The sequence below is a fragment of the Pseudomonas sp. AFG_SD02_1510_Pfu_092 genome (genome assembly GCF_003331055.1).
In the GTDB taxonomy this organism is placed as follows: domain Bacteria; phylum Pseudomonadota; class Gammaproteobacteria; order Pseudomonadales; family Pseudomonadaceae; genus Aquipseudomonas.
Genome location: NZ_PUQD01000026.1, coordinates 16602 through 38746 on the forward strand (window position 1 = coordinate 16602; position 22145 = coordinate 38746).

At 57.9% G+C, this 22145-nt stretch carries 17 protein-coding genes and 1 tRNA gene; 4 read left to right on the top strand and 14 right to left on the bottom strand.

Translation table 11 applies throughout. From position 1 onward, the window contains the following. Nucleotides 1-414 precede the first annotated feature (414 nt). From C6A77_RS25330 to C6A77_RS25335, 4 genes are all read right to left on the bottom strand, one after another. Nucleotides 415-765: a hypothetical protein gene (locus C6A77_RS25330; protein ID WP_133295884.1), complete on the bottom strand. Its 351-nt coding sequence runs from the start codon at nt 763-765 to the stop codon at nt 415-417. 922 nt (nt 766-1687) lie between these two features. Beyond that, complete coding sequence (locus tag C6A77_RS13225) at nt 1688-1927, bottom strand: hypothetical protein (protein WP_114169868.1); 240 nt, start codon at nt 1925-1927, stop codon at nt 1688-1690. A gap of 1 nt (nt 1928) precedes the next feature. Continuing rightward, entirely contained in the window at nt 1929-2315 is a 387-nt protein-coding gene (locus C6A77_RS13230; protein WP_114169869.1) for a hypothetical protein, read from the bottom strand. A gap of 73 nt (nt 2316-2388) precedes the next feature. Next, nucleotides 2389-4284 (bottom strand): hypothetical protein, encoded by a 1896-nt coding sequence (locus tag C6A77_RS25335; protein WP_153064663.1) that lies wholly within the window; start codon nt 4282-4284, stop codon nt 2389-2391. 1442 nt (nt 4285-5726) lie between these two features. Between C6A77_RS25335 and C6A77_RS13235 the strand changes: the two genes are divergently transcribed. After that, on the top strand, nt 5727-6638 hold the full coding sequence (locus C6A77_RS13235; protein WP_206605919.1) for a site-specific integrase: 912 nt from the start codon (nt 5727-5729) through the stop codon (nt 6636-6638). Nucleotides 6639-6987: 349 nt separating this feature from the next. Here C6A77_RS13235 and C6A77_RS13240 read toward each other — a convergent pair whose 3' ends face one another. The 8 genes from C6A77_RS13240 to rpsU all read right to left on the bottom strand — a co-directional run bounded on the left by C6A77_RS13240 (nt 6988) and on the right by rpsU (nt 18176). Continuing rightward, nucleotides 6988-8100 carry a replication initiator protein A gene (locus C6A77_RS13240; protein ID WP_241507421.1) on the bottom strand — a complete coding sequence of 371 codons (1113 nt, stop codon included), beginning with the start codon at nt 8098-8100 and terminating at the stop codon, nt 6988-6990. Next, on the bottom strand, nt 8097-8333 hold the full coding sequence (locus tag C6A77_RS13245) for a hypothetical protein (protein ID WP_114169872.1): 237 nt from the start codon (nt 8331-8333) through the stop codon (nt 8097-8099). The genes C6A77_RS13240 and C6A77_RS13245 overlap by 4 nt, the downstream gene beginning before the upstream one ends. A 344-nt stretch (nt 8334-8677) precedes the next feature. Beyond that, nucleotides 8678-9715, bottom strand: a complete 1038-nt coding sequence (locus tag C6A77_RS13250) for a site-specific integrase (RefSeq protein WP_114169873.1) — start codon at nt 9713-9715, stop codon at nt 8678-8680. 106 nt (nt 9716-9821) lie between these two features. Further along, a tRNA-Ile gene (locus tag C6A77_RS13255) sits at nt 9822-9898 on the bottom strand. 16 nt (nt 9899-9914) lie between these two features. After that, nucleotides 9915-13658 carry a bifunctional diguanylate cyclase/phosphodiesterase gene (locus C6A77_RS13260; protein ID WP_114169874.1) on the bottom strand — a complete coding sequence of 1248 codons (3744 nt, stop codon included), beginning with the start codon at nt 13656-13658 and terminating at the stop codon, nt 9915-9917. A 99-nt stretch (nt 13659-13757) separates the two neighbouring features. Next, nucleotides 13758-15608, bottom strand: a complete 1851-nt coding sequence (gene rpoD / locus C6A77_RS13265; protein ID WP_114169875.1) for an RNA polymerase sigma factor RpoD — start codon at nt 15606-15608, stop codon at nt 13758-13760. A 67-nt stretch (nt 15609-15675) separates the two neighbouring features. Beyond that, nucleotides 15676-17658, bottom strand: a complete 1983-nt coding sequence (gene dnaG, locus C6A77_RS13270; RefSeq protein ID WP_114169876.1) for a DNA primase — start codon at nt 17656-17658, stop codon at nt 15676-15678. A gap of 302 nt (nt 17659-17960) precedes the next feature. Beyond that, complete coding sequence (gene rpsU, locus C6A77_RS13275) at nt 17961-18176, bottom strand: 30S ribosomal protein S21 (RefSeq protein WP_003255575.1); 216 nt, start codon at nt 18174-18176, stop codon at nt 17961-17963. A 204-nt stretch (nt 18177-18380) separates the two neighbouring features. Between rpsU and tsaD the strand changes: the two genes are divergently transcribed. Continuing rightward, a complete protein-coding gene (tsaD, locus tag C6A77_RS13280) occupies nt 18381-19406 on the top strand; it encodes a tRNA (adenosine(37)-N6)-threonylcarbamoyltransferase complex transferase subunit TsaD (RefSeq protein ID WP_112251526.1) in 1026 nt (341 codons plus the stop codon). Nucleotides 19407-19421: 15 nt separating this feature from the next. On the opposite strand, the gene plsY is transcribed toward tsaD, so the two are convergent. Then, the gene (plsY, locus tag C6A77_RS13285; protein WP_114169877.1) at nt 19422-19991 is read right to left on the bottom strand and encodes a glycerol-3-phosphate 1-O-acyltransferase PlsY; all 570 of its coding nucleotides are present in this window, start codon (nt 19989-19991) and stop codon (nt 19422-19424) included. Between the two features lie 74 nt (nt 19992-20065). On the opposite strand from plsY, the gene folB reads away from it, so the two are divergent. Continuing rightward, the gene (folB, locus tag C6A77_RS13290) at nt 20066-20422 is read left to right on the top strand and encodes a dihydroneopterin aldolase (RefSeq protein WP_004375185.1); all 357 of its coding nucleotides are present in this window, start codon (nt 20066-20068) and stop codon (nt 20420-20422) included. After that, nucleotides 20413-20922 (top strand): 2-amino-4-hydroxy-6-hydroxymethyldihydropteridine diphosphokinase, encoded by a 510-nt coding sequence (gene folK, locus C6A77_RS13295; RefSeq protein WP_114169878.1) that lies wholly within the window; start codon nt 20413-20415, stop codon nt 20920-20922. Before folB ends, folK begins: the two co-directional genes overlap by 10 nt. 103 nt (nt 20923-21025) lie before the next feature. Here the strand turns inward: folK and C6A77_RS13300 are convergent, their stop codons facing one another. After that, entirely contained in the window at nt 21026-22138 is a 1113-nt protein-coding gene (locus C6A77_RS13300; RefSeq protein WP_114169879.1) for a multifunctional CCA addition/repair protein, read from the bottom strand. Nucleotides 22139-22145 lie beyond the last annotated feature (7 nt).

The window sequence follows — 22145 nt, forward strand, 5'->3', positions numbered from 1 at the left end:
AGTCGTACGCAGTGCTCCAGAGCAATGCTGGGCAGCATTTTCCGTGACCAGGTGTTCCTAGAATGTCCAGTCAACGATCGGAGCTGGGGCGCTGGATGGTGCGGCAGCTACTTCGAAGTAGTCACACTCAGGCGAAATCGCCGCGATGCCCCCAGCGAACAGCTGCCCATCAGGCAGCAGCACACTTACGCGAATAGGCCCAGGGTGTCGGAACAACTCTGCCCCTAGGCACCGATCAATTAACACCGACAGCGGTGCATTTACACCGATGCGACTCAACACCAGATCGACTCCACCACGCTCTGCAACCACCCGACTCAATCCGGGAGCCTGATAGTAGGTGAAGGTCAAGTCGGCCTGACCGCGATAGGATAGCGAACCGTCGTTCATTGATGTCTCAGCTTGCTGCTGAATTTAGTTGTTTGGATCAAACTGCTGCCAAGAGCTTGGCATGCCTGTGCCGAGGCCGCAATTCAGGCACTCCAAGCCTCTCTCATCAACCGAGCGGTTGAAGGCAAATGTCTTTCCTTTTCGATCTGTGAGTAAAAGCTTTTCACCGTTGCTTACCGCTTCCCAGGTTTGTTCACTTAGGACCAACTTGCGAAAGGGGTCGACCTTAACCACAGTGGCTTTGTTGCCCTTCACGTCAATGGCTACCAGCGGGCCTATTACGCCCTCCATAGCTCGATAACTACCCTCAAAAGCATTGCCGCAACCGCTTAGCCCAACACAGAGGCCGAAGAGGAAACCTACTTTTCCCAACATCACTCTATCTCCAAGAAATGATCTCGCTGCTCATTCTCTGTGGTCAGGTTGCGTGGCAGAAGCTCGCTCAGGCTTCGTCAACTGAAGCCCTAAGCTGGACATTTAACTGCTCAAGCCCGAGCTCGGAAAGGAAGACCGCCAGCTTGTCGAGGCTCTTGAATGTGCGCTGGCCACCGCGCTGCCGGCGCAACGACGCCAACTCGGAGCCCAATTGGATACGTAGCGACCACCCGTCGCTGCTGCGAAGGGCTGAAATACCTTGAACAAGCCCAGCGGCTAGGTATCGGCGTAGGTCAGCTTCAAAAATTAAGGACATAGGTCACACATCAAAATTGGAGCAGGGGGCAGCCCGTAGGTCTTCCCCCTGTCACCAGCAGCAGAGTTTTTTGGATTTTACCCTTCTACTACTCTGAAGCGCTGCGTGATTGATGATATCGTTTTGCCGGAAATCGTCAATAGACAATTATTGATGTATCAGTATATTATTTTTGATAGCGCGCGCTGAAAACCCTCAGGGAGATCCGCAACGCTCTCACCAATTCGACTGACGTTAGCCATTCCTCCACAATCGCCTTTCGTGCAATGCAGCTGTCCTTCCAGCCCCCACCAGCCTTGGGAGAGAGTCGTCTGGCTTCCACCAGCGAAATCGACGGTAATGCTCAGCAAGCTGGACGAATACGTAAAAGGGTAAGAATTTAGAATTCCAAACTTCAAGGGATCGTATGAGTACATCCTCCCTTGCCCCGAGCTGTCTAGCCTAAGCACTTTGTAGCCAGAGCTCACGGTGCTGCTACCGATGTAGTAACCGCTCACATCTGTGGAAGCGAGTTCCAGTACCTTTCCCCAAGGCGTTAACACAAGGGCACAGCCCACCAATACCCAAAAAATTTTCTGACGTTGCTGCAAGGTCAGCTCCTACCAATTAGTACCAGGACAAAAGAAAGGCGACTGTGAGCCCCAAAAACACCCACCAGAACTCATCTCTGAGCCCTTTTTGCTGCTTGCGTTGCACGTAGATCGCGAGCAGTGTCAACAGCATCAGGAGGGCCAAGTAAAGCTTGTGAGGAGTGAAAAACGGGATGTAAGGGGACAGCGCTTCCGCGAGGGGATGCAAAAGGACGATAGAAAAGAGCCATGCCACGACGGCTCGGGAAGAGGTCATTTCATGCTCTCCCAACGTAGGAGACCGTCGCTGCGGGTAACTTATTGATCAAGCTTTGCAGCTGTACCTCATGGATTTCAGCGGCCCGGTCATCGAAGCCGTTTCGCCGATTCAGCTCTGCCGTCACTAGGTACAAGGTCAAAGTGTCCAGTGATGGCGTCTCAAAAAGCCGAATTTCGATTGGAACGGATTCATCCCTTTCATAAGCACCGATCCCAGTCAGCTGCGGAGACAGGAAATACTGGTCCCCACGTATGACCCACACCAGTCCCGCCCGCGGGGCGAGTCCGTCGAACAGATACCTCAGGTCGATGGGGTTATCCCAGGTTTCGCAGCAGGTTGCGGTGAGGTAGTAATCGAATGTAAAGCTCATGGAGAATGCACTCATACTGGTTGAGCCTGCATCGGATCACGAGGTTTTGCGTGCCAGAACCTCTTTCCCCAAAAAATCGTGCGGGTTCTCATGACCGGCTGTCCGGGGGATTTAGAAGCGAACGACGCTTTTCAGCACGATCGGCTCGAGTCGTCCGTTTTTTCTGCTGATTTTCCGAGCGATCGGCAGTATTTGGTCGAGCCAGACGTTGACCCACTGACTCACGACTTTGGCGAGAAGCCGCCGGCGTGTTGTTAGGAATACTAGACGGGGAGCCGCCCGGTGAAGACCCGGGTGGTCCTCCGGAGCCTTGTATTTTTTGAATTTTTGCTCGGAGTAGCTCTTGCTTTAAACCTGTGGTCTTGAGTGCAGTCATTTTTGCCAATCCACCTGTTACTGAGCCAACAACAGACGCAGCTATGGTTCCTAGCTGGGTGAAGCTGCTTGCACCGTCGGTCTTTGGCAACGTTTGAACCCTAAGAAGCGCTCCCGCCGCCCAAGTCGCCACCAAAATCACGAAACCTGCACCTCCCGCTAATACTCCTCTCATGCCCTCGATATCCAAAGGCGTACCGGAACTGCTAATTGCGGTTGCGGCTTGTATGAAACTTATCTTGGCTAACTGACTAGCCACCAAATAGAGGATGCCTTCGGCGAATAAAAGTGATAAATAAGTAAATACTAGTAGTCTGATCCAGTAGAGCAGTATCTCAATACCGAAAACACACGCTAATAGGGCCACCAGCGGAAATATATGAACGAGCGCAGCCTGACCCATGGATGTTAGATAGACAAACCACGGAAGCTTTGCAGCGAGATCCAGTGTCGCGAGGGCTCCTTTTGTTTCATTGAGTGCCCCTACAGCTTCTGAGGCATTCTCACGGACTTTTTCTGCGAAAGTTGAACTGTCAGATCCTGAGTAAACTGAGCTTAGGCTTTTGTTGACGATATCTGACCAGGCCCTAACGCCAGCTACAACTGAAGGCTCTGCGTTAGGGGCTAAATTAGAAGGGCGGATGCGCTCTCCTACCGCACGATATCCTTCTTCAGCACCTATTTGCGCCGCTTGATAAGCTTCATAGCAGTTATCTGGAACGAAATACCGATTTGTTACATTCGTTGGTTCTGATAACAAAGCAGGGTCAGTTAGTGATCCATTCTCTACTTTCCAAGGGTTAAGGTAGCCAGTAGGCTCATCTACACCCCCTGACAATCTAGATTTCCACCCTGCTTCGCTAGGTAGCAAATATCTCTTTCCGGTAGTCCACTTGTCTTTACTGAGACTTTTAAGAGCAGCTTTGCCAGCTTCTCTACGGTCGCCCGCTTTATAAGTATCAATTAGTGCCATAGCTTGTCGAATTTGAGGAAACCAAGAAAAATTCAAACCCGCTAGCTTGTCGGCAGTGGAACTGCTGAATATTGAAACTTGTGAGTCTGGAACGCCCAGTGCACCGCCGCCTCTTAAACCTACAGCTTGCCATGTTGTATCAGGGACTTGAGCTGAATCATTAGGGCCTGGCTCACAGTTTTGCTTATAGTCCTTCATGAGCTTCGCTAAGTCGCTACCCATGAAAGGGCTGATTTCACGCTCTGTAAGGTCGGCGATCATTAGAGCGGATTGCTCGTTATCTTTGGTTCGATATACTTGAACTAGCTTTTCATAGGTGGGGAGAATAATTTCTAGCGCGAATGATTGGCCTTTTGTCATTTCCAGGCTAGCGCGTCCAGGGAAAGTCACGGTTTGCTTTTGCAATGCGATAAACACGAAAAGCGACGTGATGAAAACCCCTACCGGAATGCTGGTAGGTTTACCACGGACCAAATTCCAAACAATCCAGGTTAGAGAAAGGTAAGGAACCGAGCGCGCAAGCTGGCGGACACTTTCTGCCAGTTCCGCGTGTTTTGTGCCCATCGATAGAAGCGAAGAAATCATCGCATCTAATCCGCTTTGGAAAAGCCATCCAAAATTGCCGACATCCCCCATAATTCAAGCCCCGGTAGTGGAATGGTTTTCTTTGGGTACGACTGCCATTATTGCAGTCACGCCAGCAATGAAAAATACTCCTGCCCACGCTAGGCCGTGCTTGGCATAAGCGTAATTCTCCAAAGCAGTGAATCCCACAACCAAAATGACCAGCGTAGCCAATCTCTCTCTACTAATCTCAGAGTTGAACACCTTCACTAAAGCTTCCCCAGGTTGTGACTGAATAAGGATCTACTTTGCAGCAATGGAAATAAACTGCAAGCCAAAACACCCCGTCAGAATTCATCGACCTTAGCTACATAGCGCACCGCTCGATATCCGTTCAGCTTAGGCTGAACGTGCAGCGCTCTACGCGCTGCAGCGTGCGAAGCACGCGGCTCTGTCAGGGTGCTTCGCTTCGCTCAACACCACAGACAGAGCCGCGTCCCGCGGTTAAATGCAAAATCGAAGTGACAATTCATAAATGGTGTTGACCCTCATGGCTCCAGCTAGCAATATCGAACTGCACCCCGAGCTTGCTACGCAAACTCAGCTCACAGAGAGGCCGCTATTTCGTGCTTCTTCCAATGGATTGCATTTCAATTCTAAGTGAGTGGTGCGGGGCGACGCGGCAGCCATTGCTGCCCATTGCCTCGCCTACCAGACATTGATGCCGCTAATGCGTCTGATGCTGTCTGGTAAACCTTGATCTGAATGGCCAAAGACTCAAGGTGTTCCACCGGCTAGGCACTGAACCTGCTTCGATTCAGTGCTTGAGGATCTACTGTCTAACTCTGACATGAAAATTGAGTTGTACCAGGCGCGTAAACCTGGCAAAGGATATTCCTTTCGAACTCTGTCGTTTAGACAGCGAAGCAACAGTGAGAGTGCGTAAGCGCATCGGCACGGTGGTATATCCATCTGATGCCTGATAAGTCCGACACTGAAAAACAGGGGCTAGGTATCCATTGGATATCGGAACCACGGCAGAGAATTTCGAGCGCCCCTTTTGGGTTGCAGCTGGAATTCAAAGGCTTAAAGTGGTTGCTGTAACTTACAGCAAGGCACTTCACCTATGCGTAGTAAAATCGCAATCTATAGCGCAGAAATTCTTTCGTTGCGCATTCAACGCTACACCCTCTCAATGATTCAGCTCTGGCTTATGGAGAAATACCAGGTAAAGGCTTCCATGGCCACAATAGCCAGATCCTATAAGCGCTCTCTAGCAGCAAACCTCGAGCACTCAAGATCCGTCTCTGGCAGTGATTACGCCCGCCATAAAAAGGAAGTGGCCTTAAGGTTGCAGTGCCGGTCATATTCTCGAAATTTGGACCGATATAAGGGTGTCATTCAGCACTACTATTTTCAGTCCCAACTGAAACCGAGAGAGATCTTATTGGAGCTGAAATCGCAGGGCATCGAAACCTCCCTTAGCTCCGTTTACAGAATTATCAGGGTGATTCGTGAGCAAGAAAGTCAAGCCAAACTCTACCAAGGCGCGGAGAACATTTGCAAAAGGAGCCGGTCAAGCAAAGGGACTAAGCAAAGCGATGTTCAACTCCGGACGTATCTCCGGTCTGGGAACTTCCCTAAGCTATGAGAGCAGCTTGAAGCTTGCAGCCGACTGGTTTCGTATCACGGGTAGGGGGCCGCTTCATCAATTAACTCCGAGAGCTGCAAAGGCGTATCTTTATGAACGTGCGAAAGCTGTAGGGCAGAAAACGTTGGATCGTGATCGCCAAGCTCTCCAGGCAGTTTTGAGGCAGAATGGCTCGTTCAATGATAAGCAACGATTGGCGGTCATTAAGGCAGAAAAACAGCAGCAACTGAAAAGTCGTAATTATACACCCGAACAACTGGGGCGTATTCTTGCGCATCAGTCCGATCGTAATGCGTTTAGTACCGAGATTGCAGCTGCAGCAGGTTTAAGGGCTCATGAATTGTTGACTATTAGGCTGGCCTCTGAGCGCGCTATGGATAATCGGCCAGCGGCCCAAGAGAAATTTAGAGAAGGAATTAGGTACACGGTGATCGGGAAGGGCGGGCTTATCAGGGAGGTCAGCCTGCCTCAGCATCTTGCGAATCGTTTAGAAAGCATGCGGCTTCAAGTGCCGATCGACCATAAGGACCGAAAAATACACTATAAATCCTACTACGATCTCGCAGGTGGACAGAGCTGGTCCCAATCTTTCTCACGGGCAAGTCAGGCCGCGCTAGGGTTTAGCAATGGTGCCCATGGATTAAGACACACTTACGCACAGGAGCGTCACCGAGAGGTACAAGCCCTGAGCGGCAATCCCAGCCAGGCGCGATTAGTCGTCTCGCAGGAGCTCGGGCATTTTCGCCCGGAAATTACTGATACCTACCTTCGGTGAACAGTCTTGGCTGCGATAGATTTCGATAGCTAGCAACCCAGTCTGTGGATAACTGTAAAGGGTTTCAAGCTACAGCGGCTGAGGTTTTATTAGTGAATAGTGTTTTAGGAAGGTGAATCCATTTTTTTATCAATGAATTCAGGGGGTTATGCTTTTAGGGGGTACCTGATAGACGGAGAGAGGTACCTGATAGACGGGAAGATGTACCTGATAGACGGTAAGCCAGTACCCAATAGACGGAAATTATCCAGTCTATGGGTACCTGATAGACGGTATCTGATAGCGAGGTATACGCTGCCCGTTTAGGCGATCTGATTGGTAGAGCTGACATCGAGCTGGGTCGTATTGGTCATGCACCTTTCCTGTTTGGTGAGGAGGGCAGGTAGTGGCGATACCTCATCACTAGCAGCGGGCCACTCTTACCCTCCTCCTCAGTGAGGGCGTACTCGGGTAAATTATTGCTTCGTACGATGCATCGGAGGTTCTGAAAGAATTTTTTCTGTGTCCCCAAGCTTCCGCTGCGTTCATAGAGCAATTGGAATGATGATGTCCATGTTTTCTTTCCGGCAGCTCGACGAGCCTGCCGGTATAAGAACCTGGCAATGCCTGATTTGATCAGAAAATAATCTGGGTGCACGGCAAGCACCAATGGGACCTTGAGGGTTATCACCTCGTTATACAACCACTCAGGGGCCTTGATCTCCACGGAATTGATCTTATCAGTGTCTGTTCGAGAGACCACGCGGTACTTGGCAATCAAGCCCTCTGCCTCAGTTCTACGACTTTTGCCTTTCTCTCGAATAATTTTAAGGGTGGTAGTCAGCAGCCGGTCTAACGCTGCTTCCACCTCCACGGCTTGACGGCTGCCGTCGCCACGCCGAGTAAATTTAAGAATGTCGCTAAGGTTCGCTCGGAACCATTCACTTGGTTTTTCACCCTTGCCCTTTCGGTAGCGATTCATCGAGTCCGTCAAGTGCGACACCATCATGAGCACAATGTCGTAGTCCCAGACCGTGGCCATCCCATGTGCCCCTGCAGAGACCTCTACGTAGCCATCACTTAGCTCATATCGATGAATCTCTCCGATTCGCTTCTGCGTTTTTGACAGGCGAAAGGCGGCTACATCCATTACGGTTTGACTGTCGCGTGCACGGTTGCAGTCTAGCGCTGGGTCGAATGAATCAATTGACACACCCTCATCCGTCACTGGAGTCAGCTTGGAAAGCTGCTTGCAAGCGGATGAATGATCCACTTCTGCTGCTTGCCGTAGCCGGCCGTCGCGCTGTTCATCCCCCTGAATTGGTCGTGCCGCATTCGGTCGTTTCTGTTTAGCTTGCTGACTAAGCTTCTCAATGCGCTTCGTCAGCGCATTTTCGCTAGATGGAATGGTGTCTGCCGTATGGGAAAAGTCGCTCTCCCGCCCCTTCTCACCGGACTCGGATTTTGAGCTGAAATCCATCATTCAGTTCCTGCTATAAGCCCTGCTACGTCTGAAGCGCGGAAATAAACGAGTCGACCGAGACGGAGCTTCATTGCGTGCAGCGATGCAGCGAAAACACTCTCAGAAGGATGGGATAGGGTGTAATCCAGCCCTTTTTCGCTACGGTGAAGAAGCTCGGCGAGCTGTTTCTTCGTGAGGAGGGGACCATATCGGTCTAGGAGCTGCTTCTCAATGTGGCTTAGGTTGGCGGTCATTTCGACATCCTTTCGTGTCGGCTAATAACCTAAATAGTGAAAAGGCACTGCCCCAAAATCGGAGTTATTGCGAGTCTAGAGCCAAAAAAATTTCAGGATTCTTAGAAAGCTAAGCAGGGGCGCAGGGCGCGGGCAGCTTTGCTGTTTGTATGTGTGGCCATTTAACCCCCGGAGCTTATGAGAGATAAGCTCACCTAAGCATGCTGTTCCATGTGAAGGCCGTGCCACGGTGGCTACGGCCTGATCATCAGGTGGAATGAGGACGTGAGGTGGATTGGCGGAGGTTGATCAAGGCTAAGTAAGTTTTCGCATGCGAAAACTTTATGAGCCAATGGCCGGGCTAGCTAATCTATCTCATCCAGCTTACCCACGAGGTCTTCGGCTCTGAGATGCGTATAGCGCTTTAGCATTTGCATCGATTTATGACCGCTGATCGCAGATACCTCCTGGTCGGATAGCCCTCCCTCGACTAGGCGGCTCACTGCTTCATGACGAAGATCATGGAAACGCAGGTCGGCCATGCCCAGCTTTTTCTTCAGCTCTCCCCATACCTTGGTGAATGCATAGGGTCTACGTTTCCCGTCTTTTCCCGGTTCACCAAAAAAGACGAGTGCGCAACCTGATGGTCTTACTCCGTTTTCCAGCGCTGAACGGAATGCGTGAGTCGCTCTTTTATTGAGAGGGACGGTACGGGCAGATTCATTTTTTGTGTCAGCTAGGCGTACGACCCGCTTGGCGAGATCGACCTGGTTCAGGCGTAGTGAGGTTATCTCGCCAGAGCGCATGCTGGTCTCGAGTGCAATACGTACAATCCAACCGAGCATAGGATTACTGTGCGCGTCGACAGCCTTGAAAAGCGCAGCCTCCTCGTCTTTAGAGAGGCGGCGGTCTCTGCCTTCGCCCGGGCTTGGCTTCCGCACGTTCATGACTGGGTTGAAGGTCAGGCCCACTCCCCATTCCTTGATCGCAGTCGAGTAGAGATGACTGAGCAAGGCGAGCTCGAGCCGAATGGTGTTATTGCTGATTTTTGCTGCGATGCGTTTGTCTCGATAGCCAGCGATAATTTCAGTCGAAAGCGCGGCTAGAGAATATTTGCCCAGATCTGCGATCAGCGATTTCGATTTGCTGATCTCGCCTCGTTGGGTGGTGGCTTTCTTCGTAGGAGTGACTTCTGTGAGATACCGCTTGAGAGCCATCTCGAGCGTCATCCGCTCTGAACCGCTTCGTTGGATGTAGACCCCGCGAACCATTTCGTCTTCGGTTCGCCGTGACCAGTCTTCAGCGTCACGCTTGGTTCGGAAGGTTTTCGAAGCTGTAGGCCATCCGGTTTTACGGATTACCGCTTTCCAGGTACCGGAAGAGGTTTTTACGAGAGTTGCCATGCTGTTCTCCGAAGGACATCGGTACAGACTGTACCGAAACTGTACCTCGGAGGCATTCCAAAACACCCTCTCGAAACTGCAGTAGCGCTGCAGCCCTTGAATTACTTGGTGGGCCCACACGGACTCGAACCGTGGACCAAAGGATTATGAGTCCTCTGCTCTAACCAACTGAGCTATAGGCCCTCAGTAAGTGGCCGGATTATAACGAGGGTTTCGTACCTGTGCCATCTGAAAGATCCGATAGTGCTATGCGAAGAAAGGTTGCCGCAAACTCGTCCGGCGGCAGCGGCAGGCTGACGATGTAGCCCTGGATCTGTTCACAGCCTTCGGCCGCCAGGAAGCGCTGCTGGGCCTGGTTTTCCACACCTTCGGCAATGATCGTCAGCTGCATGCTGCGGCCCAGGGCGATGATCGCGCGGGCGATGGCGGCGTCGTGCGGGTCGTCGGGCAGGCCGCGGATGAACGACTTGTCGATCTTGAGGATGTCCAGCGGCAGGCGCTTGAGGTAGCTCAGCGATGAATAACCGGTGCCGAAGTCGTCGATGGCCAGCTGCACGCCCAGCTTCTTCAGCTGGTACAGCACGGCCAGGGCTTCTTCTGCCTGGCTCATGATGAAGTTTTCGGTGATTTCCAGTTGCAGGTCGCCGGCCTTGAGCTGGTATTGCCTGAGCAACTGTTCTATGCGCCGGGCCAGATGCGGTTGGCGCAGCTGGGCGCCGGCGAGGTTGATCGACAGCGGGCCGAACGGTTCGTAGTGCAGCTTCCAGGCCTGCATCTGCCGGCAGGCCTGTTCCAGAACCCAGTCGCCGAGCTGAAGGATGGTGCCGTTCTCTTCGGCCAGGTGGATGAAGTGCTCCGGCGGCACCTCGCCAAAGGTCGGGTGGCTCCAGCGGATCAGTGCTTCGGCGCCGACCAGGTTCTGGGTTTTCAGGCTGAGTTTGGGCTGGAAACACAGGCTCATTTCGTTGCGTTCGACGGCTCGGCGCAGCTCATGCTCCAGGGCGATACGCTCACTGGCCTGGGCGGTAAGGTCGAGGGTGTAGGCTTCGACGCGGTTGCGGCCCTTGGCCTTGGAGCGGTACATGGCGGCGTCGGCGTTGCGGATCAGCGTGGACACATCGGTGCCGTCTTGTGGGTACAGGCTGATGCCGATGCTGGCGCTGGTGAAGAACTCGTGTTCGCCGGCCTGGAACGGCGCGATGAAGCAGGCCAGCAGCTTGTTGGCGATGGTCTTGGCGTCGCTCGGCTTGTGCAGGCCGGGCAGCAGGATGATGAATTCATCGCCGCCCAGGCGGGCCACGGTGTCGACGTCGCGCACCTGTTCCTTCAGGCGCTGGGCGATGCCCTTGAGCAGCAGGTCACCCACCGGGTGGCCGAGGCTGTCGTTGATGTGCTTGAAGCGGTCGAGGTCAAGGAACAGCACCGCGCCCTGGCGGTTGGACACTTGCGAACAGCTGAGCGCGGCCTGCAGGCGGTTTTCGAACAGGGCGCGATTGGGCAGGCCGGTCAGGGGGTCGTGATGGGCCTGGTAATCGAGCTTGGCCTGGGCGTGCTTGAGGCTGGAAATGTCGGCGAACACGGCGACAAAGTGGGTGATTTCACGTTCGTTGTTGCGCACGGCACTGATGGTCAGCCAGCACGGGTACAGTTCGCCGTTCTTGCGTTTGTTGTAGATCTCGCCTTGCCAGTGGCCTTCGTCGGTCAGTTGGTGCCACATGGCGGCATAGAAGGCGCTGTCGTGCTGGCCGGAAGCGAGCAGGCGCGGGGTCTGGCCGAGGGCTTCGATCTCGCTGTAGCCGGTGATTTCGCTGAAGGCACGGTTGACCGCGCTGATGCGCTGCTCGATGTCGGTGATCAGTACACCTTCGGCGGTGTTCTCGAACACGGTGGCGGCCAGTTGCAGTTTTTCCTGCATCAAATGGCGCTCGGTGATGTCGCGGGCGATGGTCAGCATGCAGTCTTCGCCGGCAATCGGCAGGGGCCGCGCGGAGAGCTCGCAGAGGCGTATCTGCCCATCGCTGCGGCGCAGGTGGCAGGTGAAGTCGCGGACGAAGCCGTTGCGCTTGAGCTGTTCGATCAGGCGCTTGCGTTCGTTGAGGTCGACCCAGATGCCCAGGTCCAGCGAGGTCTGGTCCAGGGTCGGGCTGACGTCATAGCCGGTGAGGCGGCTGAAGCCCTCGTTCACTTCCAGCAACAGACCGTCGCTCTGGCGCGACAACAGCAGGCCATCCGGCGAGGCGTGGAAGGCTTTGGCGAACTTCTCTTCCGAAGTTTGCAACTGCTGCTGGGTTTCTTTGAGCTGGCTGATGTCGCGCACCGCCACCACCAGTGCGAGAGTGCCGTCGAGTTCGAAGGTTTCGGCCGAGGTCAGGCCGGTGAACAGTTGGCCGTTGCTGCGGCGGAAGCTCATCTCCAGGTTGCGGATTCCGCCCTGGTGCAAACGCTCGAGTAGCCGCGGGCCGGCGCCCTCGACGCCCCACAGGTTGAGGTCGGTGGCAGTGCGGCCGATTACCTGGCCCGGGGAGAGGCCGATCTGCTCCTCGAAGGCTTCGTTCACCTCCAGCAGGCAGCCGTCGCTGTGGCGGGCGATCAGCAGAATATCGGGGCACTGCTGGAATACCGAAGCGAACTTCTGCTCCGACAGGCGCAGGGCGTCCTCGGTGCGCTTGGTCTCGCTGATGTCGATCATCAGCCCGCGCATCACTGGCTGGTGGCCATGCTCGATCATGCTGACGATGTTGCGCACCCACAATGGCTGGCCATCGGCACGGATTACCCGATAGTCCAGGCTGTGGTCGCGCCCGGCCGCGGTTTCGCTGTCACAGTAGGCCTGGGCCCAGAGCGCATCGTCCGGGTGCAGGATGCTGCGCCAGAAGCCGGGTTTGAGCCACTCGGCGAGCGGGTAGCCGAGCAAGCCTTCGGCGTGAGGCGAGACGTAGCTGTAGGTGAAGTCGTTGGCGTCGGCTTCCCAGGCGATGGCGGACAGGCTCTCGACCAGGCTGCGGTAATGATACTCGCTGCTGCGCAGCTCCTGCTCGAGGGCGATACGCCGGGAAATTTCCGAACTGAGCCGGCGATTGATGCGGATGACCACGGCCAGCACGGCCATCAGCAACAGCACGGTAGGCAAGCCGTAGACCAGCAGGTCGGACCAGAACATCCGCTGGTCGACCACATTGCCCACCCAGCGCTGCTGGATTTCGCTGACTTCGCCGCTGCTCATGTCGGCCATCACTTTGTCGAGGATGCCGACCAGCACCTTCTTGTCGCGCGGGGCGGCCATGGCCAGCTGGTAGCGGTAGGGCGTTTCGCCGCTGACGTAGAGGCCGTCGAGCTTGAGTTGGCGCAGGCTCCAGATGCTTGAAGCGAGGTCGCCGACCACGGCGTCCACCTCGTCGGTGGCCAGCGCCTGCAGGGTAGAACTGACGTTGGGCAGGGCCACCAGGTTGAGGTCTGGATGGTGGGTGCGTAGCAGCTCGTGCGGGGCGTAGTTTTCGACCACGGCGACCTTCAGGCCGTACAGCTCGTCCAGGTTGCGCGGCTGCGCGCCCCCTTTGTGGGCGAGGATGACGATGGGAAAGTCGAGGTAGGGTCGGGTGAAGGCCAGGTAGCCCTGGCGCTCGGGGGTGGACATGATGCCGGGCAGCAGGTCGATACGGTTTTCGCGTGCCTGCGCCAGCACTTCGGTCCAGCTGCGTGGTTCGACCGGTTTGAGCGTGACGCCCAGGCGTTGCTGGATCGTCGCGATGTAGTCGGCGGCCAATCCCTGGTACCGGCCCTCCTGGTCGCGAAACTCGAACGGTGGCCAAGAGGCGTCTACACCCAGGCTCAGCTGCGGGTGGGCAGCCAACCAGGTTTTCTCCTCATCTGTCAGGGTCAGGGCGCCGGCCGTTGTGTTCCACAGAATAAGGAACAGCAACAGGATGGCCGGCATCGGGTGCATAGCGGCCTCGCATTCAGGGGGACTGAAGACGAGTGTAGACGGGCATTGCTACGGGTGTGGGGTGGAAAGAAAAACCCCGGCCTGGGCCGGGGTTTGTCATCACTCGTCGAGGAAGCTGCGCAGGTGTTCGCTGCGAGTCGGGTGGCGCAATTTGCGCAACGCCTTCGCTTCGATCTGACGGATCCGTTCCCGGGTCACGTCGAACTGCTTGCCCACTTCTTCAAGGGTGTGGTCGGTGTTCATGTCGATACCGAAACGCATGCGCAGCACCTTGGCTTCGCGTGCGGTCAGGCCCGAGAGCACGTCGCGGGTGGCTTCCTTGAGGCTTTCGACCGTGGCTACGTCGATCGGGGACTGCATGGTCGAGTCCTCGATGAAGTCGCCCAGGTGCGAATCTTCGTCGTCACCGATCGGGGTTTCCATGGAGATCGGCTCTTTGGCGATCTTCAGTACCTTGCGGATCTTGTCCTCAGGCATTTCCATGCGCTCGCCCAGCTCTTCCGGGGTCGGTTCGCGACCCATTTCCTGCAGCATCTGCCGGGAAATACGGTTGAGCTTGTTGATCGTCTCGATCATGTGCACCGGAATACGGATGGTGCGGGCCTGGTCGGCGATCGAACGGGTGATCGCCTGGCGAATCCACCAGGTGGCGTAGGTCGAGAACTTGTAGCCGCGACGGTATTCGAACTTGTCCACCGCCTTCATCAAGCCGATGTTGCCTTCCTGGATCAGGTCGAGGAACTGCAGGCCACGGTTGGTGTACTTCTTGGCGATGGAGATCACCAGACGCAGGTTCGCCTCGACCATTTCTTTCTTGGCGCGGCGTGCCTTGGCTTCACCGATCGACATGCGACGGTTGATTTCCTTGATCTCGGCAACGGTCAGGCCGGTTTCGGTCTCAAGGTCGATCAGTTTCTGCTGGCAAGCGACGATGGCAGCGTCCTTTTCACCCAGGGCGGCAGCCCACTTGGTGTTGCGCTTGGCCAGGTCACCGCTCCAGGTCTGGTCGGTTTCGTTGCTCGGGAACATGCGCAGGAAGTCGGCACGCGGCATGCGCGCGTCACGCACGCACAGCTGCATGATGGCGCGTTCCTGCTGGCGCAGACGGTTCAGGGCATCACGAACCCGCTCGACCAGTACTTCGAACTGCTTCGGTACCAGCTTGATCGGCATGAACAAGTCGGCCAGGGCCTGCAGGGCCGCGACGCTTTCCTTGTGGGCACGACCGTTTTTCTTCAGGACCTTGTTGGTGGCCTGCAGCTGGTCGTTGACCGCACCGAAACGCTGGCGCGCGACTTCCGGGTCCGGGCCGCTCTCGGCCTCTTCCTCGTCGTCACCGCTTTCGGATTCTTCCTCTTCGTCGTCGGACTCTTCCTTCGCGGCGGCGGCCTTGGCGCCCGGAATCGGCACTTCCTCGGTCGGCGCGGCGATGTTGTCGTCAGGGTCGATGTAACCGCTGAGAACGTCCGACAGACGGCCACCTTCGGTGGTGACGCGGTCGTATTCGCCGAGAATGTAGTCGACAGTGCCCGGGAAATGGGCGATGGCGCCCATGACTTCACGGATGCCTTCCTCGATACGCTTGGCGATTTCGATCTCGCCTTCGCGGGTCAGCAGTTCGACGGTACCCATTTCACGCATGTACATGCGCACCGGGTCGGTCGTACGGCCGATATCGGTTTCAACTGCCGCCAACGCAGCAGCGGCTTCTTCGGCCGCGGCTTCGTCGGTGTCGGCTTCCGCCAACAGAAGGGCATCCGCATCCGGAGCACTCTCGAATACGTTGATCCCCATGTCGTTGATCATGCGGATGATGTCTTCCACCTGTTCCGGATCTGAAATATCCTCAGGCAGGTGGTCGTTGACCTCCGCGTAAGTCAGGTAGCCCTGCTCACGACCGCGGGTGATCAACTCTTTGATACGAGACTGCTGTTGCGCTTTTCCGGACATAACACCCTATCCACTGAAGGTCTTGGCGGGCAAAAAACAAGCCGAGGATTATACCCGAGCATGGGCCTCACGCGCCAGATGAGGTCGGCGTTTGTGCGGGAACATTCCGGCTCAGCAGGGCGAGAAGCTGGGTTTTCTCCTCGCTGGTCAATTCGCTTTGACGTGATTTCCTGAGCAGCTGTTCCAGGCTGCGCTCGCGTTGGCGGGCGGACAAGCTAGTTATAGTGTCGAAAAACTGTTGTTCAAGGTTGTCGGCCACGATCAGCCATTCCTTTTCCGCCAGGGCCCGCAGCAGGCGCCCCTGTTCGGTGCCATGCCAACGTGCGATCAACTGCATTGAGCTTAGCCCAGGATTTTTCTGCGCGGCTTCGATCAGTGCGACCAGCAGCTGGCTGTACAGGTGTTCTTCGTCGGCGAAATGGCTGGCATCTTCCACCTTGCCGGCCAGCAGCGGGTGGTGCAGCAGCGTGCGCAGGGCAGCCAGGGTGGGTGGCTCGACCGGGGCCGGCACACGCGGTGGCGCTTCGTCGCGCTGCTGCCAGGGTTTGCCGCCCTTGCGGCCTTTGTCCCAGGGCTTGTCGTTCCACGGCTTCTTGCCAGCGCCCTTGTTCGGCTTCCATTCCTGTTCCTGGTGAACAGGCGCGTAGTCGTGCTGGGGCATATCGCCGTAGTCGGGGGTGTAACTGGCCATGGCGTCGTAGTCGTAGCCAGGGTCGTAGTCCGGCACGCTGCTGGCCACTGGTGCGTGTTGCGCCAGTTGTTCGACCTGCTGCGGGTCGAGGCCGGTGATTTCCTTCAGGCGGTTGCGCATCAGTTGGCGCAGGTTGGCGCCGGGGATCTTCTCGATCAGTGGTGCGGCCAGGGTTGCCATGTGCGCCTTGCCTTCCAGCGAGCGCGGGTCGGCTTCGACGCTCAACTGCTCGAAGAAGTAGTCGGCCAGCGGCTGGGCGTGCTGGTTGATGCGGGCCATGAAAGCATCGGTGCCTTCGGCGCGCACCAGGCTATCCGGGTCTTCGCCTTCGGGCAGGAACAGGAAGCGCGCGCGGCGGCCGTCCTGCAGGTTCGACAGTGTCGATTCCAGGGCGCGCCAGGCGGCCTTGCGCCCGGCCTGGTCGCCGTCGAAGCAGAACAACACGCTGGGTACCACGCGGAACAGGCGCTTGAGGTGTTCTTCGCTGGTGGCGGTGCCGAGGGTGGCCACGGCGTTGCGCAGGCCCTGCTGGGCCAGGGCGATGACGTCCATGTAGCCCTCGACGACGATGATCTCGTCAAGGTTGCGGTTGTGCTTGCGGGCCTCGTACAGGCCGTACAGTTCCTGGCCTTTGTGAAACACCGGGGTTTCCGGCGAGTTCAGGTACTTGGGCTTGTCGTCGCCGAGCACCCGGCCACCGAAGGCGATGATGCGCCCGCGGCTGTCGCGGATCGGGAACATCACCCGGTCACGGAAACGGTCGTAGCGCTTGCCGCTTTCGGCGTTTTCGATCAGCAGGCCGGCATCGATCATCACCTTCTGCTGCAAGCTGTCGGCGCCCAGGTGCTTGAGCAGGTTGTCCCAGCCAGGCGGGGCGAAGCCCAGGCCGAAGTCGCGGGCGATTTCCCCCGACAGGCCGCGGCCCTTGAGGTATTCCACTGCCGCCTTGCGGGTCGGGTGGCTGCGCAAGGCCTGGCGGTAGAATTCCGAAGCAGCGTCCAGCAGCGGGTACAGCGGCGAGTCGGTCGGCTGGCGCGGCTTGTGGTCGCGCCGGCCCTGCTCGCGGGGCACTTCCATGCCGGCGGCGCGGGCCAGTTCCTCGACGGCCTGGGGGAAATCCAGGTTGTCGTGGTCCATGACGAAGCCGAGGGCGTTGCCACCGGCGCCGCAACCGAAGCAGTAGTAGAACTGCTTGTCGGGGCTGACCGTGAAGGAAGGGGTCTTTTCCTTGTGGAACGGGCAGCAGGCGGAGTAATTCTTGCCGGTCTTTTTCAGCTGGACGCGCGAACTCACCACATCGACGATGTCGAGGCGGTTGATCAGGTCGTCAATGAAACTCTGGGGAATCAGCCCGGCCATGGCAGTCTCGTCATCTGGCAACTGGCAAGTCTAATCGCTCACGCGCCGAATGGGGCGGGTGCCGCTTGGGGAAGTGCGAGGGAATGTGCTCGTCGCCAGCCCGTGAGGGCTCGTCAGTCGGACGTGCACGTCTGGTCATACAACAAGGAGGACCAGCTCTGACGTTTCAGGCAGGTTGCCCATGGCGCAGTTCGCATGAAGCTCGTGCAGGGCCTTGAGCTAGCTGCTCAAGTTTGAAACGACCACTGCCATCGCCCGGCGGTTAGCCGGGCAGGGCAGAAGCTTTGCGAAGAACGCCTGTATTAGTACAGGCGAACGGCGCGGCGCTGTTCGCGCTGAACTTTCTTGGCGTGACGCTTAACAGCAGCAGCTGCTTTGCGCTTACGCTCGGCGGTCGGCTTCTCGTAAAACTCGCGGCTACGAACTTCAGCCAGTACACCGGCTTTTTCGCAGGAGCGCTTGAAACGACGCAGAGCTACGTCGAAGGGTTCGTTCTCTTTAACTTTGACGGCTGGCATCCAGGGCTACCTTAATTCATTACCGGGGTAGACGTGCTCCTGGCAAAACAAAGGTGTGCTGGAGAACGTCGGTTTTCAAGGGTTGCGGATGTTAACCCTTAGCAAGCCGGAATGCAAAGCCTCTGATCGAAAACCGCTGGTCGGTATCCGACATGGGGACTATCATGCGCGGCTTCGAATTCAGCCCCCACAAGGGACGAGCCCATGCTAGTACTGGGATTGGAAACATCCTGCGACGAAACTGGCGTCGCATTATACGACAGCGAGCGCGGTCTGTTGGCCGACGCGCTGTTCAGCCAGATCGACCTGCACCGCGTGTTCGGCGGTGTGGTGCCCGAGCTTGCCTCGCGTGACCATGTCAAGCGCATGCTGCCGCTCATCCGCCAGGTGCTCGACGAGGCCGGCTGCGTCGCCACCGAGATCGACGCCATCGCCTACACCGCAGGCCCGGGCCTGGTCGGTGCCTTGCTGGTGGGTGCCTCCTGCGCCCAGGCGCTGGCCTTCGCGTGGGACATCCCGGCGATTGGCGTGCACCACATGGAAGGCCACCTTCTGGCCCCCATGCTGGAAGAAAACCCGCCCGAGTTTCCGTTCGTCGCTTTGTTGGTTTCCGGCGGCCATACCCAGCTGGTGCGGGTCGATGGCATCGGCCACTACGAGTTGCTGGGTGAAAGCCTGGACGACGCCGCCGGCGAAGCGTTCGACAAGACCGCCAAGCTGATCGGCCTGAACTACCCCGGTGGCCCGGAAATCGCCCGCCTGGCCGAGCGCGGCGTGCCTGGCCGCTTCGTGTTCCCGCGGCCGATGACCGACCGTCCGGGCCTGGAGTTCAGCTTCAGTGGCCTGAAAACCTTTGCCTTGAACACCTGGCAGCAGTGCCGCGATGCCGGCGACGACAGTGAGCAAACCCGTTGCGACCTGTCTCTGGCATTCCAGCAGGCGGTGGTGGAGACTTTGACCATCAAGTGCAAGCGGGCGCTGAAGCAGACCGGCCTCAAGCGCCTGGTCATCGCCGGTGGCGTCAGCGCCAACAAGGCCCTGCGCGCCTCGCTCGAGGACATGCTCGGCAGTATCAAGGGCAACGTTTACTACGCACGCCCGCAATTCTGCACCGACAATGGCGCGATGATCGCCTACGCTGGCTGCCAGCGGTTGCTGGCCGGGCAGCAGCAGGACCTGGCGATCAGCGTGCAGGCACGCTGGCCGATGGAGCAGCTGCCGCCAGTGTGAATGCCGCCGGGCGGGTCAGAAGTGCCGTTCGCGCCCGGCAAACAGATCGCGCAGGTTGCTGCGGTGGCGCCACACGATCATCACCGTCAGCACGCTGATCGGCAGCAGCGCCTCGGGCTCGCGCCAGGCCAGCAATGGCAAGGTCAGTGGCGTGGCGATCAACGCGGCCAGCGAACTGGTGCGGGTGAGGTAGAAGGTCAGCAGCCAGGCGCCGATGGCCAGCAGCGCGGCCGGGAAATACAGGCCCATGAGCATGCCGGCAGCCGTCGCCACGCCCTTGCCGCCACGGAAGCAGAAGTACAGCGGGAACAGGTGGCCCAGCACCGCGCATACGCCCACCCAGGCTTGCGCGTGCAGGTCCAGCCCGGCAAGGCGGGCGAGCAATACCGGCAACAGGCCCTTGCACAGGTCGCCAAGCAGGGTCAGGATCGCCAGTTTGCGGCCTGCCAGGCGTAGCATGTTGGTCGCGCCGGCATTGCCTGAGCCGCTGGAACGCGGGTCCGGGCTGCCCGAAAGGCGGCTGAGGACAATGGCGAAGGACAGCGAGCCGAGCAGGTAGGCGAGCAACGCCAGTAACCAAAACATGCTAACTATTCCGGGCGAGGACGCCCTGATTCTAACGGCGCCAGTCGCCCTTGTCGTGCTGTGGAGAGAAGTGCTTGGACAGAGTGTTCATCGAAGGCCTGGAAGTCGATACCGTGATCGGTGCTTATGACTGGGAGCGGGATATTCGCCAGTGCTTGCGCCTGGACCTGAGCTTCGCCTGGGACAACCGCCCGGCGGCGGCCGGTGACGACCTGAACCTGGCACTGGACTATGCCAGCGTGTCCGCGCGCATCCAGGCGTTCGCCGAACAGGCCCGTTTCGAGCTGGTGGAAACCTTCGCCGAGCGCCTGGTGGCGACGTTGATGGAAGAGTTCCACATCCCGTGGGTGCGGTTGAAGCTGACCAAGCCAGGTGCGGTGCCGGCGGCCCGTGGTGGTGTTGGCGTGGAGATCGAGCGCGGATGTCTTTGAGCACGGTTTACCTGGGCCTTGGCAGCAACATCGACCGTGAGGTGCACCTGTGCGCCGGGCTCGATGCGTTGGCCGCCATCCTCACCGACATGCGCTGTTCGCCGGCGTTCGAAAGCCAGGCAGTGGGGATCAAGAGCGGGCCGTTCATCAACTTCGTGGTGACCGGGCAGACTGCCTTGCCGTTGATCGAGCTGGATCGCCGGCTGAAGTTCATCGAAGCCGATAACGGCCGCTATGCACCGGACCGCAAAGGCTTGCCGCTGGATATCGATGTGCTGATGTATGACGACCTGCATGGCACGTTCGACGGGCTGGTGCTGCCCCGTGCCGAGATCCTGAAGAACGCGTTCGTGCTGTGGCCGCTGTCGCTGCTGGCGCCGGATCTGCTGCATCCGGGGGCGGGGAAGCGCATGGCGCAGTTGTGGCGGGAGGCGCGGATCGACCAGGTGTTGGCGCCGGTTGCCTTTGAATGGCGTGGGTTGCAGCTGACTCCGGCTTGACCTGTACTGGCCCCTTCGCGGCTGAAGCCGCTCCCACAGGTGCTATGCAGCTTTCACGGCTCACACGGTCCCTGTGGGAGCGGCTTTAGCCGCGAAAGGGCCCTTATGTCGAACTGCGCTGGTAAGCCTCAAGCATTTTCAACCGCTCGGCTTTGAGCGCTTGACCCAAGGCTTGGCCAGTCAGCCCGGCCTGCACCAACGGCTTCACATCCACCGCCCGCGCCTGCACCGCTGCTCCGCGCAGGTAATCGGCCTGTGGATAACTCGCTTTGCCCTGGCCCAGGGCAGCCATTTCGCAAGCGCTCAGGAAGTCCTCGAAGCGCTGCGGTCGCCGATACACATCGAATTTCTGCAGCATCTCCAGCAGCGCCGTAGCAGGCAGCTCCAGCGCCTGGTTGCCTTGCGCCAGGCACTCGGCAGTCAGCAAGGCCAGCTCCTGGCAGTCGCGCGGTGCCTTGAGGCGTTGATTGATGGCCTTGATCGCGGTGGGTGCCAGCGTTTGCAACAGGCAGGCCCAGCGCACATGCAGCGGCTGCCCGTGGGTTGCCGCCTGTTCCAGTGCGGCCAGGGCATGGGGCCCGTCATTCAGCTCGGGTAGCAGCGCTTGCAGGGCATCGCAGGCACGCAGCACCTGGAAGAACACCTGCGGCTGATCCTCCATCAGCGCCCGCTCGATTTCCTTCCAGCTACGCTCGGCGGTCAGTGCCTGCAGTTCGCCGGAAGCGCTGATCTGACGCATCAGCTCCAGCGTCTCATCGGCAACCCGGAAACCCAGCGGCGCATATCGCGCAGCAAAACGGGCAACGCGCAACACCCGCAAGGGATCTTCGGCGAATGCCGGGGAAACGTGGCGTAGCAGGCGCTGGTCGAGATCGGCCTTGCCATGGTAAGGGTCGTATAGCGTACCCGCTTCATCCTCGGCCATGGCGTTGATGGTCAGGTCACGGCGGATCAGGTCTTCTTCCAGGGTGACGTCGGGGCTGGCGTGGAAGGTGAAGCCGCCATAGCCGCGCCCGCTCTTGCGCTCGGTGCGCGCAAGGGCGTACTCCTCGCCGGTCTGCGGGTGCAGAAACACCGGGAAATCAGCGCCGACCGGGCGAAAGCCCTTGGCGTGCATTTCTTCGACGGTGGCGCCGACCACCAGCCAGTCGATATCGCTGACAGGGCGGCCGAGCAGGCGGTCGCGCACGGCGCCGCCGACTTTGTAGATGTGCATGTGCAGC

Coding starts and splice junctions, on each gene's coding strand:
- C6A77_RS25330 (WP_133295884.1), bottom strand. CDS start 765: ATGTTGGGAAAAGTAGGTTTCCTCTTCGGCCTCTGTGTTGGGCTAAGC.
- C6A77_RS13225 (WP_114169868.1), bottom strand. CDS start 1,927: ATGACCTCTTCCCGAGCCGTCGTGGCATGGCTCTTTTCTATCGTCCTT.
- C6A77_RS13230 (WP_114169869.1), bottom strand. CDS start 2,315: ATGAGTGCATTCTCCATGAGCTTTACATTCGATTACTACCTCACCGCA.
- C6A77_RS25335 (WP_153064663.1), bottom strand. CDS start 4,284: ATGGGGGATGTCGGCAATTTTGGATGGCTTTTCCAAAGCGGATTAGAT.
- C6A77_RS13240 (WP_241507421.1), bottom strand. CDS start 8,100: ATGATGGATTTCAGCTCAAAATCCGAGTCCGGTGAGAAGGGGCGGGAG.
- C6A77_RS13245 (WP_114169872.1), bottom strand. CDS start 8,333: ATGACCGCCAACCTAAGCCACATTGAGAAGCAGCTCCTAGACCGATAT.
- C6A77_RS13250 (WP_114169873.1), bottom strand. CDS start 9,715: ATGGCAACTCTCGTAAAAACCTCTTCCGGTACCTGGAAAGCGGTAATC.
- C6A77_RS13260 (WP_114169874.1), bottom strand. CDS start 13,658: ATGCACCCGATGCCGGCCATCCTGTTGCTGTTCCTTATTCTGTGGAAC.
- rpoD (WP_114169875.1), bottom strand. CDS start 15,608: ATGTCCGGAAAAGCGCAACAGCAGTCTCGTATCAAAGAGTTGATCACC.
- dnaG (WP_114169876.1), bottom strand. CDS start 17,658: ATGGCCGGGCTGATTCCCCAGAGTTTCATTGACGACCTGATCAACCGC.
- rpsU (WP_003255575.1), bottom strand. CDS start 18,176: ATGCCAGCCGTCAAAGTTAAAGAGAACGAACCCTTCGACGTAGCTCTG.
- tsaD (WP_112251526.1), top strand. CDS start 18,381: ATGCTAGTACTGGGATTGGAAACATCCTGCGACGAAACTGGCGTCGCA.
- plsY (WP_114169877.1), bottom strand. CDS start 19,991: ATGTTTTGGTTACTGGCGTTGCTCGCCTACCTGCTCGGCTCGCTGTCC.
- folK (WP_114169878.1), top strand. CDS start 20,413: ATGTCTTTGAGCACGGTTTACCTGGGCCTTGGCAGCAACATCGACCGT.
- C6A77_RS13300 (WP_114169879.1), bottom strand. CDS start 22,138: ATGCACATCTACAAAGTCGGCGGCGCCGTGCGCGACCGCCTGCTCGGC.